The sequence below is a fragment of the Kushneria pakistanensis genome (genome assembly GCF_014652795.1).
GTDB classification, from domain to species: Bacteria; Pseudomonadota; Gammaproteobacteria; order Pseudomonadales; family Halomonadaceae; genus Kushneria; species Kushneria pakistanensis.
Map to the genome: position 1 here is coordinate 771218 of NZ_BMZM01000002.1, position 17983 is coordinate 789200.

At 61.7% G+C, this 17983-nt stretch carries 14 protein-coding genes; 10 read left to right on the forward strand and 4 right to left on the reverse strand.

What is annotated here, in order from left to right:
• Positions 1–33 precede the first annotated feature (33 nt).
• Positions 34–801 carry a phospholipase D-like domain-containing protein gene (locus IE123_RS08930; protein ID WP_189517225.1) on the reverse strand — a complete coding sequence of 256 codons (768 nt, stop codon included), beginning with the start codon at positions 799–801 and terminating at the stop codon, positions 34–36.
• A 119-nt stretch (positions 802–920) separates the two neighbouring features.
• Here IE123_RS08930 and IE123_RS08935 point away from each other — a divergent pair, with 119 nt between their 5' ends.
• Entirely contained in the window at positions 921–1592 is a 672-nt protein-coding gene (locus IE123_RS08935; protein ID WP_189517228.1) for an SOS response-associated peptidase, read from the forward strand.
• A 70-nt stretch (positions 1593–1662) separates the two neighbouring features.
• Positions 1663–2043: a S24 family peptidase gene (locus IE123_RS08940; protein WP_189517230.1), complete on the forward strand. Its 381-nt coding sequence runs from the start codon at positions 1663–1665 to the stop codon at positions 2041–2043.
• 80 nt (positions 2044–2123) lie between these two features.
• On the opposite strand, the gene IE123_RS08945 is transcribed toward IE123_RS08940, so the two are convergent.
• Positions 2124–3725, reverse strand: coding sequence for a PQQ-dependent sugar dehydrogenase (locus IE123_RS08945; protein ID WP_189517232.1), 1602 nt, complete (start codon positions 3723–3725; stop codon positions 2124–2126).
• A gap of 187 nt (positions 3726–3912) precedes the next feature.
• Here IE123_RS08945 and IE123_RS08950 point away from each other — a divergent pair, with 187 nt between their 5' ends.
• The 8 genes from IE123_RS08950 (at position 3913) to etfB (ending at position 14148) form a co-directional block, all read left to right on the forward strand.
• On the forward strand, positions 3913–4464 hold the full coding sequence (locus IE123_RS08950) for a P-loop NTPase family protein (protein ID WP_189517234.1): 552 nt from the start codon (positions 3913–3915) through the stop codon (positions 4462–4464).
• A 378-nt stretch (positions 4465–4842) separates the two neighbouring features.
• A complete protein-coding gene (gene gbdR / locus IE123_RS08955) occupies positions 4843–5994 on the forward strand; it encodes a choline metabolism transcriptional regulator GbdR (protein WP_189517236.1) in 1152 nt (383 codons plus the stop codon).
• 274 nt (positions 5995–6268) lie between these two features.
• The gene (locus IE123_RS08960) at positions 6269–7246 is read left to right on the forward strand and encodes a dipeptidase (RefSeq protein WP_189517238.1); all 978 of its coding nucleotides are present in this window, start codon (positions 6269–6271) and stop codon (positions 7244–7246) included.
• Between the two features lie 110 nt (positions 7247–7356).
• Positions 7357–7890 carry a 4-vinyl reductase gene (locus IE123_RS08965; RefSeq protein ID WP_189517240.1) on the forward strand — a complete coding sequence of 178 codons (534 nt, stop codon included), beginning with the start codon at positions 7357–7359 and terminating at the stop codon, positions 7888–7890.
• Between the two features lie 11 nt (positions 7891–7901).
• Entirely contained in the window at positions 7902–9974 is a 2073-nt protein-coding gene (gene dgcA / locus IE123_RS08970) for a dimethylglycine demethylation protein DgcA (RefSeq protein ID WP_189517242.1), read from the forward strand.
• 85 nt (positions 9975–10059) lie between these two features.
• Positions 10060–12072 (forward strand): (Fe-S)-binding protein, encoded by a 2013-nt coding sequence (locus IE123_RS08975; RefSeq protein ID WP_189517244.1) that lies wholly within the window; start codon positions 10060–10062, stop codon positions 12070–12072.
• Positions 12069–13349 carry an electron transfer flavoprotein subunit alpha gene (etfA, locus tag IE123_RS08980; protein ID WP_189517246.1) on the forward strand — a complete coding sequence of 427 codons (1281 nt, stop codon included), beginning with the start codon at positions 12069–12071 and terminating at the stop codon, positions 13347–13349. Before IE123_RS08975 ends, etfA begins: the two co-directional genes overlap by 4 nt.
• The gene (gene etfB / locus IE123_RS08985) at positions 13339–14148 is read left to right on the forward strand and encodes an electron transfer flavoprotein subunit beta (protein WP_189517248.1); all 810 of its coding nucleotides are present in this window, start codon (positions 13339–13341) and stop codon (positions 14146–14148) included. Before etfA ends, etfB begins: the two co-directional genes overlap by 11 nt.
• Positions 14149–14352: 204 nt before the next feature.
• Here the strand turns inward: etfB and IE123_RS08990 are convergent, their stop codons facing one another.
• Together IE123_RS08990 and IE123_RS08995 are read right to left on the reverse strand one after the other, a co-directional pair.
• Positions 14353–16092 carry a sodium:solute symporter family protein gene (locus IE123_RS08990; protein ID WP_189517250.1) on the reverse strand — a complete coding sequence of 580 codons (1740 nt, stop codon included), beginning with the start codon at positions 16090–16092 and terminating at the stop codon, positions 14353–14355.
• A 180-nt stretch (positions 16093–16272) separates the two neighbouring features.
• Entirely contained in the window at positions 16273–17856 is a 1584-nt protein-coding gene (locus IE123_RS08995) for a BCCT family transporter (protein WP_189517252.1), read from the reverse strand.
• Positions 17857–17983 lie beyond the last annotated feature (127 nt).

Sequence of the window (17983 nt, forward strand, 5' to 3'; positions counted from 1 at the left end):
TTTGATCGATGATGAGGCTAATCTCGCGCGGCCCTACGCTTTCCTTAAAACTCCACCATAAACCTCCGTACTCCTCATTACTCCCTCCCTGCACGACGCCATCAGTTCCTTCACCACACGCCTCTCACGGGTCTTGATGCTGGTTTCCCTGTCCCGATAGTGCGCATTCGCCAGCCAGTTGAAGCTGCCGACGATGGCGTAGCGCTTATCCACAATCAGACACTTTTCATGCGACTTGCGATCCACAATGGTCAGCCGGCCCTTGCGACTCTGCCTGCCCGTCTCCTTTAAACGCTCCAATGCTCTGAGCGCCGTGTCGGAAAGCGTGTGCTGTCCGTCTCGATCACTCGCGCCGTAGGCGATATGGACGTTGACGCCGCGCTTGAGTGCGCTTGCGAGCAGGTCACAAAACTGATCATTCACGACCCGGTCGGACAGCCAGCCGGAGGCGATCATCAGGTCCTTTCTGGCGACCTGGAGCGCATGGGTCAGCTCATCGTGATGATCGCGGCCCTGTACCAGATGATGTCTGGAAGCGGTGCTTTTGGTGCTGGGTGCTGCCTTGTTGTCGGCGGTTTGAGGCGCATTGCCGGCTCGCGCTTTCTGCCTGAGGAAAAACAGGGTGCCGTACCAACTGATCCAGGCGGTGAAGGTCTGTACGGCCATGAAGGGCAGCCCTGCAAGCGTGGCGACCGACCACAATGTCCAGACAAGGGCTGCGACCGCGCCGAGTGTGCGGTGAAGCCGTGTCAGACACAGCACCGAGATAAAAATGATCAGCTGGTAATGCAGAAAGGTCATCAAAAATACTCATGAAAACCAGCATGTTATCTGTCGCGGCCTGAATAGGCCATGCGCGGTGAGATTTGATGACGCGCGGGGTGCCTTTCCCATGGGCCTGCGAGGGCTACACTCCACTCATGTGCGGACGATACGTATTTTTCACCCAGCGTCAGAAAGCAGCTCGAGAGCTGTCGTTTGACGTGCGCGATCTGATCGATGGCGCCGAGCGGCCCCGCTATAACGTGGCCCCCGGCACCCATGTGCCCGTGATCCTGCATCGCGAAGATGAGGCGGCGGCGAGTTTTGAACACGTCTGGTGGGGCTATCACCCGCACTGGGCGGGGGAGAAGGCGCCCACCCCCATCAACGCCAAGGCCGAGAAGGTCGCGACGTCGAAATACTATTCCGGCGCGTTCTCTCATCACCGCTGCCTGGTGCCGGCCGATGGCTGGTATGAATGGCTCAAGACGGAGGACGGCAAGCAGCCGCATTTCATCTGTCGGGAGGATCGGGCGCTGATCTGGCTGGCCGGCATCTGGTCAACGCGCCCGGATGGCGAAGCGGGGCTGGCCATCATCACCCATGATGCCCGCGGCTCGGCGCGGGATGTGCATGACCGGATGCCGCTGGCACTGGAGGATGACTGTCTCGAGGACTGGCTCGACCCGCACATGACCGAGCGGGAGACGATCCGAGCGCTGATCAAGCCGGTGCCCGCCAAAATGATCACGCACTGGGCGGTGTCGAGAGACGCCAATCGGGTCGGTAACGATCGCGCCGAGCTGGTCGAGCCGATCAACCCCGCATAACAGGCGCGGTTGTTTCCCTGTCTGCGCGACCCGTGGCAACGCTTCCCTTTCATGTCAGTGAGGATTACGTATGCGCGTGGCGTATCGAATACCCATGCCCACCATGGTGCCCAGAGGCGAGCAGGACCTGGCTTATAACCCGGCGGCTGACCGCTGGCAGCAGTTTTTTGCCCCACATTCGCATCTCACCTTTCTGGCGGAAGTGGTTCAGGATGATGAGGCCATCGATCCCTGGCAGGAGGGCGACTGGCTGGTCGTCGATCAGATGCGGTCACTGCGCGATGGCGTGTTGGTGGTAGTCAATGTCGATGAGGCGCTGTACGTCTATCGCTATACCCATCGCATCAACCTGCCCGTGCTGGAAGGGCTCGATGGCCAGCTGTGGACGGGAGATCTGACCAATGTGGAGGTGGTCGGGGTGGTGTCACATCAGGTGCGATCGGTGTATTGATCCAGGGATGTTTTGACCCACCAGGTGTGGCCGCCAGCCCTCGGCTGGCGACCACTTTGACGCAAGCATCAGGGCGTTAATTACTCCGCCGGCATCACCCGCAGTATCCGCCCTTCGGGATTATCCGTCAGCAGATAGACCGTGCCTTCCGGGCCGGTACGTACATCGCGAATGCGCTCATCAAGCTCGCCAAAGAGCCCCTCGACATCTTCCGCCTGCGTGGCATCTTCCGAGAGCGTCACGCGGCGTACCTCCTTGCTCGCCAGTGCGCCAACGAGCAGATCACCCTGCCACTGGGGAAACAGTTCACCGTCATAGCGGGTCATGCCGGACGGGGCGATCGAGGGCGTCCATTCATACAGCGGCGACTGCATGCCGGGGTATTCTTCGAAGGGTGTGACACGGGCGCCGGTGTAATCGAGTCCGGTGGTGGCGACCGGCCAACCGTAGTTGGTGCCGGCCGTGATGATGTTGATCTCGTCGCCGCCCTTCGGGCCGTGCTCGTGGGCGATGATACGGTCCTCACCATCCACGACCAGACCCTGCACGTTGCGGTGGCCGTAGCTCAGGATTTCGGGCCGGGCGGTGTCATCATTCACAAACGGGTTGTCCGCCGGGATGCTGCCATCCGGGTTTAACCGCACGATCGCGCCGATATGGTTGCCGGTATTCTGGGCCTGCTCGCGGTAGTCAAAACCATCGCCGAGCGTGAGGATCAGCGTGCCATCCGATAGCCACGCCAGGCGACCGCCAAAGTGGGCGTCGCCCTGCTTGGCCATATCCACCCGAAAGATCTCCTCGACCTGCTCAAGCCCGGCATCATCAAGGCGCGCTCTGCTCAGACAGGTGTGATTGGCACTCGGTGTGCCGCAGGCGTAGGCGAGAAAAAGTGTCTGATCCTGCGCGAAGTCGGGCGAGAGCAGCACATCGAAAAGCCCGGACTGGCCCGAGGCAAAAACGTTAGGGACGCCCTCGAGCGAGGCAGTAAGCGTGTCGCCCTCGGCGCTTAGAAGCCGCAGCCGGCCGGGCCGCTCGGTTACCAGCATGCGCCCGTCAGGCAGAAAGGCCAGCGACCAGGGGTGTTCCAGCCCCTCGGAGACGGTTTCGATTCGGTAATCGGCGGCCTCGGGCTGCGCCATGGCCTTGGAGGCAGGCGCCATGCCCCCAACCCCTGCTGCGAGCAGGGCCACCACCATCGTGCTGGTGGTCCCGCTTGAAACGCGCCGATGATCGGCATCTCTCAACAGGGCCAGCACTACCCCCGCGATGGCGGCGCTTAACAGCATGGCTACCATCCCGGCTGTCGTGCGGGTGGCGGCAATCAGCGTTGGCATGGGCGCGAAATGGTTGACCAGATGGAAGGTGGCCCATAGCGCTACCATGGCCAACAGCGCACAGAGCACGGGCTGATGGCGACCGTTCCAGAGCCGGTGCGAGACCCACAGCGCTACGCCCTGCGAGACGACAAACCCCACCGAGAAGAGCGCGGCATAGACGGGCGAAAACGTCACCAGATCCCCGAGGGTCGTCGACAGGCGTTGCGCCACCGGGATATCCACACCCATTTGCTGCAGGGCTGCCAGATTCATCTGGGTCTGCACGATGCTGCCCAGCAGCGTCCCGACGAGCAGGGCAATGGCGAAGTGAATCACGGTGGTGAGCCGAGCCGGCCGATTGCGCATGGTATTGACCCTTGAGCCGCAAGTAGCGACAGCGGCGAGGTGCCTCTGTCGTTAATGGGCTCAAGCGTACCCTGCTTTCCTCAGTTCGGGTTTAAGGGGCAGAGAGGTTGAAGGGCCGCCCTGGTCGCTATCTGATATTTTGGGCGCCTCATGAAGAGGGTTCTGAAGGACGGCAGAGGCAGGCGCGATGAAGATCAACGTGGTCGGCACGACAGGTGCCGGCAAGAGTACGCTGGCGCGCAGGCTGAGTGAGGCGCTGTCATTGCCCTATATCGAAATGGATGCGTTTCTCTGGCTGCCGAACTGGCAGGAGAAGCCTGACGCACAGTTTCTCGCAGAGATTGAAGACGTTCTCACCGCCTCACCCGGCTGGGTGTTGGATGGCAACTTCGATCGCTCCCGCGCGATCAAGTGGCGCGATGTGGACATGGTGATCTGGGTCGATACCGGGTTCTGTCGCACGATGGTGCAAGCGATTACCCGCGCCGTGCGTCGCGCCTGGACGCAGCAGGAGCTGTGGCCCGGCACCGGCAACCGGGAGAGCTTCAGGAAGAGCTTTTTCAGCCGGGATTCCGTTCTGCTCTGGACGCTGAAAACCTGGCGACGCAATCGCCGGCGTTATGTCGCGGCCATGGCAGACCCGCGGTACCGGCATATCCGATTTGTACGGCTGTGCAATCGCGATGAAATCGACAGGTTTGTTCGAGTCATTACCGGACAGCCTGCATGCAAGCGCTAAAGCGCCATTCTCCCTCGTTTCACTACTGCCGTATCACTGACGCGCCTGCCGCATGAGCATGAACAAGGCGCCCTGGGTCAGGGCCATGTTTGTCAGGTGTTGCCCCTTGTCTGTAACCCCGTGTCGCTCCTGGTGTCGGCGCGTCAGGTACAACTGTTGTTTGCGACATCGACTGTTTTAAAAGCGACGCTTGCAACTTTCGGAGGGCGATACAGTGTCCATAAAACCGTGTATACGTGTCTGTTAGCGACAAATAAGAGGCGACTGTTAAAGCCGGCATGAGGCATGATGATTCATGGCAACCGCGTTTTCGACAGATCGTAGACGAGTCTGCCAAAACAATGACAAGAGCAGGAAAAGTTGAGGAGGCATGACGCCATGTTACCTGACCATAAAGCAGGCCCCGTACCGGGTGCCAGCGGCCTGGGCACGCCGCAAACCATCGGTTTCTTATTGCTGGATAACTTTACGCTGATTTCGCTGGCCTCGGTGATCGAGCCGCTGCGCATGGCCAATCAGCTGGCCGGGCGCGAGCTTTATCGCTGGTACACCCTGACCCATAACGGGGCGCCGGTGCGTGCCAGTGATGGTCTGCAGGTGACGCCCGATGTCTCGATTACCGTGCCCCTGTCGCTGGACTGGGTCGTGGTCTGCGGCGGTGTGGCGCCCCAGCATAGTGTCACGCGTGAACACGCGCACTGGCTGCAGGCGCAGTCACGTCAGCTGCGACGCATTGGTGCCATCTGTACGGGCAGCTGGGCACTGGCCAGGGCAGGGCTGCTGGATCACTACGAGGCCAGCATCCACTGGGAGTGTCTGGCCTCCATGCAGGAAGCCTTCCCCAACGTCACGCTGACCACGCGACTATTTTCAATCGATCGCGACCGGTTCACGGCCTCTGGCGGTACGGCGCCGATGGACATGATGCTTAATCTGATCGCCCGCGATCATGGCCATGAGCTGTCGGCCGGCATCTCCGAGATGTTCATCTGCGAGCGCGTGCGCAACGAGCAGGACCACCAGCGCGTGCCGCTCAAGCATGTGCTGGGCACCACCCAGCCCAAGCTTTTGGAGATCGTGGCGCTGATGGAGTCCAACCTCGAAGAGCCCATCGAACTTGATACCCTGGCCCGCTACGTCAATGTCTCCCGGCGTCAGCTCGAACGGCTGTTCCAGCGCTATCTGCACTGTTCGCCATCTCGCTACTATCTCAAGCTGCGTCTGGTGCGCGCGCGTCAGCTGTTGAAGCAGACCTCGCTGTCGATCATCGAGGTGGCCTCGGTGTGCGGCTTCGTGTCGACGCCGCACTTCTCGAAGTGCTATCGCGAATACTTTGGCGTGCCGCCCAGAGGCGAGCGCTCGGGCAGCAATGTCTGGTATGGCCGCAACGCCAGCGCCGCCACGGCCCTGCAGCAGGGCAAGATCGTGGCCGTTGAGCCTGCTGCCAGCGAGCCGATGTCGAGTGCGCTGATGTCGCTGGTCTACGCCCAGGGCGAGCCGACGTTTGCCAGCGTGCCGCTAACGCGCTGACGCTCGATCACCCCGAAGGCGGCTGCGATACGCCGCGCAAAAAGGAGCTGACCCCACCGGGCAGCTCCTTTTTCATGTGGGCTTGTTGGCGGTCGGTAACGGCCACGGTCCGGCGCCCCGTGTTTTATCTGTCACGGCGTGTGCGGGCATGGCCTGCAGTGACACTGTTTGACAGGCAATGACGCTTTTTGGATTTTCCCCGTCGTTTCCAGGCGTCGGATGATGTCGGGGCAGGGATATGCTCCTCGCATTAGCCACAATCTGGAGCCTGATCATGACCCCTGCCGAACTGCATGACGACGCCATCATCATCGATGGCCTGATCATCGCCAAATGGAACCGGGAACTGCTTGAGGATATGCGACGCGGCGGCCTGACCGCGGCCAACTGCACCGTCTCGGTCTGGGAAGGGTTCAAGGCAACCGTCGATAATATTGTCGCCTCCAAAAAGCTGATGGACGAGTGCAGCGACCTGGTGCGCCCGGTACGCACCACCGCCGATATCATCCGCGCCAAGGAAGAGGGCAAGACCGGCATCATCTTCGGTTTCCAGAACGCGCATGCCTTTGAAGACCAGATCGGCTACGTCGAGGTTTTCAAGCAGCTGGGCGTGGGCATCGTGCAGATGTGCTACAACACCCAGAACCTGGTCGGCACCGGTTGCTATGAGCGTGACGGCGGGCTGTCCGGCTTTGGCCGCGAAATCGTGGCCGAAATGAACCGTGTGGGCATGCTGTGCGATCTCTCCCACGTCGGTGCCCAAACCTCCGAAGAAGTCATCCTCGAGTCCAAAAAGCCGGTGTGCTACTCGCACTGTCTGCCGTCAGGCCTCAAGGAGCATCCGCGCAACAAGTCCGATGAAGAGCTCAAGTTTATCGCCGACCACGGCGGCTTTGTCGGGGTCACCATGTTCACCCCGTTTCTCAAAAACGGTGTCGATTCCACCATCGACGACTACTGCGAAGCGATCGAATACATCATGAACATCGTGGGTGAGGACGCCATCGGTATCGGCACCGACTTCACCCAGGGGCATGACCAGAACTTCTTTGAGTGGCTGACGCATGACAAGGGCTATGCCCGTCGCCTGACCAACTTCGGCAAGATCATCAATCCCGAGGGCATTCGTACCGTCGGCGAATTCCCCAACCTGACAGAAGCGCTTTTGAAGCGCGGCCTGAGCGAATCTCAGGTCAGAAAGATCATGGGCGAGAACTGGGTCCGCACCCTGAAGGATGTCTGGGGCGAATAAGCCTCTACGGGGCGCAGCGGTGCCTGAACCACTGCCTGCGCCTTCCTTTCCCATCGCCCCTTGAGAGCCGGGCCGGCTCTTGAATAACGACAAGTTTGAGGAAGATGACCGTGACGAAACAAGCGCCCGAACTCCCGATTGAAGTCGACAGCGAAACCGGTATCTGGACAACCGATGCCCTGCCGATGCTTTACGTGCCGCGCCATTTTTTCATCAACAACCATGTGGCCATTGAAGAAGCCCTGGGCGCCGAAAAATACGCGGAGATTCTCTACCACGCCGGCTACAAGAGCGCCTGGCACTGGTGCGAAAAGGAAGCCGAACTCCATGGTCTGGAAGGCGTGGACGTGTTCGAGCACTACATGAAGCGCCTCTCCCAGCGTGGCTGGGGGCTTTTCATCACCGAAGAGATCGATCTCGAGGAAGCAACGGCCCGCGTGCGTCTTGAGCACAGCGCCTTCGTTTATCAGATGGGCAAGGTGAATCGAAAGATCGAGTACATGTTCACCGGCTGGTTTGCCGGCGCCATGGACCAGATTCTGGAGGCCCGTGGCAGCGATAAGCGCACGGTTGCCGAGCAGACCCAAAGCGGCGCCGAAGAGGGCTGCGAGCACGGTCTGTTTGTTGTCACGCCCAGGAACTGAGGATCGTCGATATGGCATTTGAGGCACTGTTCAAGCCGATCCAGATCGGCAAGCATACGATTCGCAATCGCGTGGTCAGTACGGCCCATGCCGAGGTGCACGCCACCGATGGCGGCATGACCACCGAGCGCTACGTCAAATACTATGAAGAGAAGGCCAAGGGCGGTTGTGGCCTGTGTATCTGTGGTGGCTCGTCGGTGGTGTCCATCGACAGCCCGCAGGGCTGGTGGAGTTCGGTCAACCTGTCGACCGATCGCATCATTCCGCACTTCCAGAACCTGGCCGATGCCGTGCACAAGCATGGCGGCAAGATCATGATCCAGATCACCCACATGGGCCGTCGCTCGCGCTGGGATGGCTACGACTGGTCGACGCTGGTGTCGCCGTCGGGCATCCGTGAGCCGGTGCATCGCTCGACGTGCAAGACGATCGAGGTCGAGGAGATCTGGCGCATTATCGGCGACTTCGCCCAGGCCGCACGTCGGGCCAAGGAAGGCGGGCTCGACGGCGTTGAGCTTTCTGCCGTGCACCAGCACCTGATCGATCAGTTCTGGAGTCCGCGCGTCAACAAGCGCACCGATGAGTGGGGCGGCAGCTTTGAAAACCGCATGCGCTTTGGCATGGAAGTGCTCAAGGCGGTGCGTGCCGAGGTCGGCGACGATTTCGTGGTGGGTCTGCGCATCACCGGCGATGAGTTCCACCCCGATGGTCTCGATCACGAAGAGATGAAGCGCATCGCGGCCTACTTTGATGCCACCGGCAAGATCGATTACTTCGGCGTCGTGGGCTCGGGCTGTGATACCCACAACACCCTGGCCAACGTCATCCCCAACATGTCCTATCCGCCGGAGCCGTTTTTGCACCTGGCCTCGGGCATCAAGGAAGTGGTCAGTGTTCCGGTCATTCACGCCCAGAACATCAAGGACCCCAACCAGGCGCAGCGCATTCTGGAAGGCGGCTACGTGGATCTGGTCGGCATGACGCGGGCCCACATTGCCGACCCGCACCTGATTGCCAAGATCAAGATGGGCAAGGTGGACCAGATCAAGCAGTGCGTCGGGGCCAACTACTGCATCGACCGTCAGTACCAGGGTCTGGACGTGCTGTGTATCCAGAACGCGGCGACCTCGCGTGAATACATGGGCCTGCCGCATATCATCGAGAAAAGCGAAGGCCCCAAACGCAAGATCGTGGTGGTCGGCGGTGGTCCTGCCGGCATGGAAGCGGCACGCGTGTGCGCCGAGCGCGGTCATGACGTGACGCTGTTTGAAGCCCTCGACCAGATTGGCGGGCAGATCACCATTGCCTCGAAGGCGCCGCAGCGCGATCAGATTGCCGGCATTACCCGCTGGTATCAGCTCGAGCTCAACCGTCTGGAAGTCGATCAGCGCCTGGGTACGAAAGCCGATGAGGCCACCATTGCCGATCTGCGCCCGGATGTCGTGATTCTGGCCACCGGTGGACATCCGTTCCTCTCGCAGGTGCCGGAGTGGGGCTATGACGAGGACAAGGGCAAGAGCCTGGTGGTCAGCACCTGGGACATCCTCAACGGCGATGTGGAGCCCGGCAAGAACGTCCTGATCTTTGACACCATCTGCGAGTTTTCCGGTGTGTCGGCGGCGGATTATCTGGCCGACAAGGGCGCCCGCGTCGAGATCGTCACCGACGACATCAAGCCGGGTGCAGCGGTGGGGGGAACGACCTTCCCGACCTATTACCGCAGCCTGTACGAGAAGGAGGTGATCATGACCTCGGATCTCGCGCTGCATAAGGTCTACCGCGAAGGCGACTCCCTGGTGGCGGTGCTTGAAAACGAGTACACCGGCGCCCAGGAAGAGCGGGTGGTGGATCAGGTGGTGGTCGAAAACGGGGTACGTCCGAACGAGTCGCTGTACTACGCCCTCAAGGAACGCTCGCGCAACAAGGGCCAGATCGATATCGAAGCGCTCTATGCGATCCAGCCGCAGCCCTGCATGAGCGAGTCCGGTGACGGCTTCGTGCTGTTCCGCCTGGGGGATTGCACCGCGCCGCGCAACACGCATGCTGCCATCTATGATGCGCTGCGGTTGTGCAAGGACTTCTGATCACAATAACGCTGTAAGCGCAGCGTCACGGGCCTCGCGGTCCGTGACGCTGGGTCCTTACGGTGTCTCCGAGAGGAGAGACGCCATGCTCGATATCCTGTTACCGATTCTGATTTTCTCTGCGCTGCTGCTGACGGTTATTGGCGCCGTGCGTCGTGTGCGCCTGTGGCGTCAGGGGCGGCCCTCTCCGGTGGATGTGGTCGGCGGCCTGCTCAAGATGCCGCGTCGCTACCTGGTGGATCTTCACCACATCGTCGACCGCGACAAGTACATCTCCAAAACCCACGTCGCCACGGCGGGTGGTTTTGTACTGGCCGCACTGCTGGCCATCATCGTGCACGGCTTTGGTCTGCACAGCCGCATTCTCGGCTGGGCATTGCTGGCTGCCACGGCCTGCATGTTTACCGGCGCGCTGTTCGTGGCCAACCGTCGGCGCAACCCGCCGGCGCGGCTCTCGAAGGGCCCCTGGATGCGTCTGCCCAAGAGCCTTCTGGCCTTTGCTGCCAGCTTCTTTATCGTCACCCTGCCGGTGGCCGGCATCCTGCCGGCGGACTTCGGGGGCTGGCTTCTGGCAGCGGTGCTGGCGGTCGGCGTGGCCTGGGGCGTATCCGAAATGTTTCTGGGCATGACCTGGGGCGGCCCCATCAAGCACGCCTTTGCCGGCGCCCTGCACTTGGCCTGGCATCGTCGCCCCGAGCGCTTCAGCACGCCGCATAACGCCAGCGCGGCGCGCTCCAGCGGCCTCAAGGCGCTCAAGCTTGATGATGACAAGGCAAAGCTTGGCGTTGAAAAGCCCGCTGACTTCACCTGGAACCAGCTGCTGGGCTTTGATGCCTGCGTGCAGTGCGGTCGCTGTGAAGCCATGTGCCCGGCCTTTGCCGCCGGCCAGCCGCTCAACCCCAAAAAACTGATTCAGGACATGGTCATCGGCATGCGCGGTGGCACCGATGCCGGCTACTACGGCTCGCCCTATCCCGGCAAGCCGATCGGCGAGCACGAAGGCCATCCAAACGGGCCGATCGTGAACCGCGCAGGCGGTGCGCTGGTGGATGCCGAAACGCTGTGGTCGTGCACCACCTGTCGCGCCTGCGTGGAAGAGTGCCCGATGATGATCGAGCACGTTGACGCCATCGTTGACATGCGCCGTTTCCTGACGCTGGAACACGGCAATACGCCCAACAAGGGCGCCGAGGTGCTCGATAACCTGATTGCCACCGACAACCCCGGCGGCTTTGATCCTGATTCACGCCTGCACTGGGCGGCCGATCTCAATCTGCCGCTGATGGCCGACAAACGCGAGGCCGATGTGCTGCTGTGGCTGGGCGATGGTGTCTTTGACATGCGCAATCAGCGCACGCTGCGCTCGCTGATCAAGGTGCTGCGCGCCGCCGAGGTCGACTTTGCCGTGCTCGGTACTGAAGAGCGCGACAGCGGTGACGTGGCGCGACGTCTGGGCGATGAAGCCACCTTCCAGACCCTGGCGCGGCGCAATATCAGGACCATGAGCCAGTATCGCTTCTCGCGCATCGTGACCTGTGATCCGCACAGCTTCCACGTGCTCAAGAACGAGTACGGCGAGCTGGGTAGTGCTGACATGCCGGCCAACTATGAGGTCTATCACCACAGCACGTTTATTAATGAGCTGGTCAAGGCCGGCAGCCTCACCTTCAAGGAATGGAAGGGCGGTAGCGTGACCTATCACGACCCGTGCTATCTGGGACGCTACAACGGGGAATACGAGGCCCCGCGTGATGTGCTCAGGGCGCTGGGGATCGACGTGCAGGAAATGGCCCGCTCCGGCTATCGCTCGCGCTGCTGTGGTGGCGGTGGCGGTGCACCGATTACCGATATTCCCGGCAAGCAGCGTATTCCCGATATGCGCATGGAAGATGTCCGCGCCACCGGCGCCGATACGGTAGCCGTGGGCTGTCCGCAGTGTACGGCCATGCTGGAAGGCGTGGTGGAACCCCGCGCCGACATCAAGGATATCGCCGAGCTGGTCGCTGATGCCCTGGTCATTGGGCAGTCGACCGGGAAAACCGCATCGAGCAAAAGTGCGCCGCAGCCGCAGCGCACTGTCGAGGAGGTAACGCCATGAGCGAGCTTGTTCGCCGTGATCCTCGCAAGGAATGGATCGCCCGTAACCGCCTGCATCCGCAGCATCTTGAAGTGCTGGCCGAAATCGGCGGCAACGCCGTTGCCACCGAGTGGATGGGCCCCAACGGTCTGATGCGGCGCAATCCGCATGCTGTGGGTTTCATGGGTCCCAACGGCATTCGCCGCATCGATCGCAGTGGCGCCTCGCACGCTGCGCATACCAATGCCCGCAGCACACAGAGTCAGGATTCGCGCCGTCAGGTCACCATCAATACGCCCGCCTTCATGGTGGCCGTGGTGCCGGACATGGCCGGTGGTCGCCTGTCGCCGCACGATCGTGACCTGCTGGGGCTGGCCCGTCAGCTGGCCGACGCCGATCCGGAAAACCCCGGCGCGGTGCTGGCGATCATCTATGGCGAGCACAAGGAAAACGCCTTTGGCGAGGCCGGCGTCGATCGTCTGCTGTCTCTGGAAGGCGAGCAGTTTGACGGCTATACGCCGGAAAACCGTATCGCCGCCCTGCAGGGCGTGGATCGCGAAATCGCACCGCGTTACTGGCTGCTGCCCGACTCCACGGTGGGTGGTGGCGAGCTGGGTCGACGCCTGAGCGTGCGGCTGGGCGAGCGCGCGGCCACCCAGGTCTGGCAGGTCGAAGCCGACAGTGACAGCGACACCGGCTGGCGTTGCACGACCCGCGGGGCGGCCGGCACGACCGATATCGTTCGCGCCCTGCCGCGCGTGGTGCTGGCGCTGGCCGAGTGCGCAGACCCTATCAGCGAAACCCGTCATGCCGCCGAGCCCATCGAACTCTCCCGGGGGCTGCCCAACGTGCTCGGTCGTATCGAGGACATCGGCGAGGTGGCAGTCGACCCGGCCAGCGTCTCGCTGGCGGAAGCCGAGTTCATTCTCTCTGCCGGTAACGGGGTCAAGGACTGGGACAACTACCATCACGCCGCCGAAGTGCTCGGTGCCACCAAGGGCGCCTCGCGTGTGGCGGTCGACGATGGCCACATGCCGCGTGACCGTCAGGTCGGCGCCACCGGCACCTGGGTGTCAGCAAAGGTCTATGTGGCGGTGGGCATCTCGGGGGCCATTCAGCACCTGCAGGGCATTCAGAGCTGTGAAAAGGTCGTGGCCATCAACCTCGATGAAGGCTGTGACATGGTCAAGCGGGCTGATCTCGCCGTGATCGGGGATGCCAACGCCATCCTGGCGGCGCTGGTCACGCGCGTGGAGCAGTACCGCGCCGAGCAGGAGGAGAACCGCGATGCCGCCTGATGCTCAATCTTCAAGTGCGACCGGACTCAACGTGGCCGTGCTGGTGTCGATCGGTCGGCATCCGCTGACGGCGCGTACGCGCCGCGCCGATCAGGACGCGCGCGCCGTGGAAATGGCACTGACCCTGTCGGGTGCCTCCGTCAGCCTGATGCACGCCGGTCAGCATGACAGTGACAATGAAGAGGCCATTCGTGGCTATCTCGGCATGGGCATCGACGAGGTGCGTCTGCTCGAGCAGATGCCCCAGGCCGATGTGGTGCCGGTGCTGACCGAGGCCCTGCGTGCCAGCGCCCCGCAGCTGGTACTGACCGGTACGCGCGCCGAAACCGGCGAGGCTTCGGGCATTCTGCCGTATCTGCTGGCCGAGGCACTGGGCTGGCCGGTGATCAATGGTCTGGCCGCGGTGGAAAAGGTCGAGAAGGGCGTGGCCACCGTGCTGCAGGCCCTGCCCCGAGGCAAGCGACGGCGTCTGCGCGTGCGCCTGCCAGCGATCGCCACGGTGGATACCAGTGCGCCCGCGGCGCGTCAGAGCGCCTTCGGCCCGGCCCGGCGCGGTGAGTTCGATGTTCAGCCGCATGCCAGCGAGGCCGATTCAGCGCTGACCCAGTGGCAGATTCAGCCGGCGCGCAAGCGCCCCAAACGTCTCAAGATCGTCAAGTCGTCGTCTGCCCGTGACCGCTTCAAGGCAGCCGCGGCCAAATCCGATGGCGGCGGCGGACAGACCCTCAACGATGTCACGCCGGAGCAGGGTGCCGAAGCCATTTTCAAACTACTCAGGGAAGAGGGTGTGCTGCGTTGATCGTCGAACGCCGTCTGCCATCGGCAGGCGGTCATGGTGACCACGGGCACGGGTGATAAAAAAGGGGAACACCACGAGCGTCTTGTGCCTCGCCATCATGGCGGGGCGTTTTATTGTGGGGCATAAAATCCGGACGTATCGAGGGGCAGTTCAGGCAGGGAAACAGGTCCTTGGCCGGCCCATGCGGACCGGCCGAAGGGCCCCTTACGAATGGGCGGCCTGCAGGTTTGCTGTCTGTCCTCTTTTGCGCACCACCCAGTAGCCCACGCCGCCAGCCGCCAGCAGCATGGCGCCGCAGCCTGCCGCCAGCAGGTAGCCACCCAGCGTTGCCTGCTCGGGGACATTGAACCGCTCGGCCAGTGAGGCCAGCGTCGAGGCGTACTGAAACCACAGAAAAATCCCGATGGCGACGCCCGACAGCATGGTACATGCCGCAATGACGCGTGTGCCGGAGATCCAGGTGGCACTGACCTCGCGGTCATGCTCATGCAAAAAGGCGCGATACGCCCGCTGTATGTCGGTGACCCGGGTCAGTCTGGAGGCCACGACGATCGCTACCAGCGCGGCCAGCGTGCTGATCACCACCGGGTGCAGATAAACGGGCAGTGAGATCCACTGCGCCTGATCCATCAATGACAGCGCGATATTGCTGACAAAGCCCACCGTCAGCCCCCAGCCAGCGCCCGCGGCGGTAATCCGGCGACTCCAGATGCTCATCAGCGCCACCGGTCCCCAGGAGGAAGCAAAGAGCGTGGCGGCAAACCAGACCACTGCCATGACGGCCGGCGACTGGAAAAGCGCAATGATCAGCGAGACCACTCCGGCGCCCAGGATCGACAGGCGGCTGGCACGCATGGCGGCCTTTTCGCTGCGGTTGGGCGGCAGGATGTCATTGGAAATGCTGAAGCCGATGATCGACAAAAAGGTCGAGCATGATGAGAGCCCGGCGGCAAAAACCCCGGTCAGAATCACCACGCCCAGCCATGTCGGCAGAATGTTGAGCGACGCCCACACCATGGCGCGTTCGCCGTTGAGCTGGCTGTCATAAAGATTGATTGCTGCCCCGGTCATCATCATGAGGGCGTAAAACACGGCCAGCGAGACGGCGGTGAGCATGGCCGAGCGCATGACCACGTGCTCGTTGCGCGCCATGAGATAGCGGCTTGACTGCCACGGGCTGGCAGCCAGTACGGCGGCCCACACCAGTCCGAGCGTCACGCCCCAAGTCAGGGCTTCGCCCGGCGTCGAGAAGGTGGCATCCGGTCCTTCCAGCACGCCATGCCACAGCGCGATGTCAGGCTTGTCGGTCTGGGAAAGCAGGCCCTCGATCACACCATGCCAGCCGCCAAGATCCTGCAGGATGTAGAACGAGCCGCCAAGTGCTGCCAGCGAGAAGATCACGAACATGATGGTGTCGGTCACCATTACGCCGGGGGAGCCGGAGTAGAGGATAAAGCCGGTGTAGGTCAGCCATACCAGCACCAGCCCGGTCCAGTAGGGCATGCCGGTCAGCTCGGAGAACATGATGCCTGCGCCCTGCATCACACCGACCAGATAGGCACCCAGTCCGACGATCGTGGTCAGCCCGGCAATCATCTGCACGCGTCTGGAATCAAAGCGCTTGCCGAAAAATTCCGGCACCGTTCTGGCTTCGCTGCGGCGCAGGTAGCGGCCGAAGGCCAGCGCGCCGAGCAGGCAGCCCGAGGTGCTGATAGCGGCAAAGATCAGCATCACGAAGGGGTAGCCGTCGTAGGCAAAACCGGTTTCGCCCAGAAAGGCGCTGGTACTGGTATAGCTGGCCACCAGGGTGCCCAGAATGAAAAAGGTCGGCGCATTGCGTCCGGCGACCAGATAGTCATCAAGATGTTTGACGCGACGCCCGGCCAGATGGCCGATCAGGAAGTAGCCGACGAGGCTGCACAGGATGGCGATGGTATAGACCATGAGGGGCTCCGGCATTGTGGGTCTTGTATGAGTTGTATTGAAAGCATGTCGCGAGCGATTCGGAGACTCATGCTTGCCAGCGTCACGGCAAAGGACATTTGCGACACGGTGATTCCCCAAAAAACAGGGCCGCCTCGAAGGGCGGCCCTGTCTTTCACCGTGCAGGTTGTGCGTTTGGTCCTAGAGCGTCTGGGCGGCTCGGGTAGGCGCCTTGGGGCCATAGAGCTCCCGATGCAGGCCCATGTAGAGACTGCAGCACATCAGTACCAGTACCACGGTAAAGGGCAGTCCGGTGGCTACGGCGCCGGCCTGAAGAGCGCTCAGCGCGGTCGTACCGCCACCGTAGAGCAGCACGCCGGCAATTGAGCCCTGCATGGTGGCCCAGAACACGCGCTGGCCGCGCGGGGTGTCGGTCTTGCCGCCGGCGGTGATGTTATCGATGACCAGTGAGCCCGAATCCGAAGAGGTGATAAAAAACACCAGCACCAGCACGATCGCCAGTAGTGACGTCACGCCGGACAGGGGCAGCTGCTCGAGCATGTGGAACATGGCCAGTGATACATCATCGATGCCGCCGGCCAGCTTGCCGATGTTGTTGGTGACCTGATAAAGCGCCAGCCCGCCGAAGGTGCTCATCCAGACCAGGGTGACCAGCGTCGGAATGACCAGCACGGCCACCAGGAATTCACGTACGGTGCGACCTTTTGAGACACGCGCAATGAACATGCCGACAAACGGAGACCAGGAGATCCACCACGCCCAGTAAAATATTGTCCAGCCATGATACCAGGTGCCGTCGTCGCGACCGATCCAGTTCGACAGCGGCAGGATATGGGTCATGTAGGACATGGCCGTTGTGCCAATACCGGCCAGCACGGTCAGGGTAGGGGCAACGGCAATGACAAACACCAGCAGCAGGGCGGCAATGAACATGTTGATGTTGGAAAAGAGCTTCACGCCGCCATCAATACCGCGCCAGACCGAGATCAATGTCAGCACGCTGACCACCACGATAATGGCCAGCTGGGTGCCCAGCGTGTTGGGGACATTAAAGAGATAGGCCAGACCGCCGGCCGCCTGGGAGGCACCAAAGCCCAGCGAAGTGGCAAGACCAAAGACCGTGGCCAGCACGGCCAGAATGTCGATGATGTGGCCGGGCCAGCCGCGGGTATGCTTGCCAAGAATGGGATAAAAAGCCGAGCGAAGGGTCAGCGGCAGGCCGCGGTTATAGGCGAAAAAGGCCAGCGATAATCCCACCACGGCGTAAATCGCCCAGGGATGCAGACCCCAGTGGAACATGGTGGCCCCCATGGCAGCGCTCGCGCCTTCAGGCGTGCGGGCCGGTGCGTTAAGCGGTGTGCCATACCAGTCGGTATAGTAGGCCACAGGCTCTGCCACACTCCAGAACATCAGCCCGATCCCCATGCCGGCCGCGAAGAGCATGGCAAACCAGGACATGCGGGAAAACTCGGGTCTTGCATCGCGCCCGCCCAGTCGAATACGACCGACCGGCAGCACGATCAATGCCAGGCAAAAGAGGACGAAAATGTTGCCGGAAATCATGAAAAGCCAGTCGAAATGTTCGATCGACCAGTTCTTGGCCAGGCCCAGCTGCGCGTTGGCCATATCGGGATAGATCAGGGCATAAATCAGAAAGGCGAGAATGGCGGCGGCAGACAGCGGAAAAACGGGATGGTGGAAATCCATGCCCATCATCTGCTTGTTGTCCTGGCCCGACGTCAGCAATGAGTTCTGGTCATCCATACGCGGTCCTCTTTGTTGTTGTACAAAAAGTGGTGGTGCAACCAGCCCCCCAGTTGGCTGTGATTTATTCTTTGTCCGACCCCTCAAAGCCATTTATTTAAAAGCGACGCCAACATATCCAATGCCG

Coding starts and splice junctions, on each gene's coding strand:
- dgcA (WP_189517242.1), top strand. CDS start 7,902: ATGGCATTTGAGGCACTGTTCAAGCCGATCCAGATCGGCAAGCATACG.
- IE123_RS08945 (WP_189517232.1), bottom strand. CDS start 3,725: ATGCGCAATCGGCCGGCTCGGCTCACCACCGTGATTCACTTCGCCATT.
- IE123_RS08990 (WP_189517250.1), bottom strand. CDS start 16,092: ATGGTCTATACCATCGCCATCCTGTGCAGCCTCGTCGGCTACTTCCTG.
- IE123_RS08930 (WP_189517225.1), bottom strand. CDS start 801: ATGACCTTTCTGCATTACCAGCTGATCATTTTTATCTCGGTGCTGTGT.
- etfB (WP_189517248.1), top strand. CDS start 13,339: ATGCCGCCTGATGCTCAATCTTCAAGTGCGACCGGACTCAACGTGGCC.
- IE123_RS08950 (WP_189517234.1), top strand. CDS start 3,913: ATGAAGATCAACGTGGTCGGCACGACAGGTGCCGGCAAGAGTACGCTG.
- IE123_RS08995 (WP_189517252.1), bottom strand. CDS start 17,856: ATGGATGACCAGAACTCATTGCTGACGTCGGGCCAGGACAACAAGCAG.
- IE123_RS08960 (WP_189517238.1), top strand. CDS start 6,269: ATGACCCCTGCCGAACTGCATGACGACGCCATCATCATCGATGGCCTG.
- IE123_RS08940 (WP_189517230.1), top strand. CDS start 1,663: ATGCGCGTGGCGTATCGAATACCCATGCCCACCATGGTGCCCAGAGGC.
- IE123_RS08935 (WP_189517228.1), top strand. CDS start 921: ATGTGCGGACGATACGTATTTTTCACCCAGCGTCAGAAAGCAGCTCGA.
- IE123_RS08975 (WP_189517244.1), top strand. CDS start 10,060: ATGCTCGATATCCTGTTACCGATTCTGATTTTCTCTGCGCTGCTGCTG.
- etfA (WP_189517246.1), top strand. CDS start 12,069: ATGAGCGAGCTTGTTCGCCGTGATCCTCGCAAGGAATGGATCGCCCGT.
- gbdR (WP_189517236.1), top strand. CDS start 4,843: ATGTTACCTGACCATAAAGCAGGCCCCGTACCGGGTGCCAGCGGCCTG.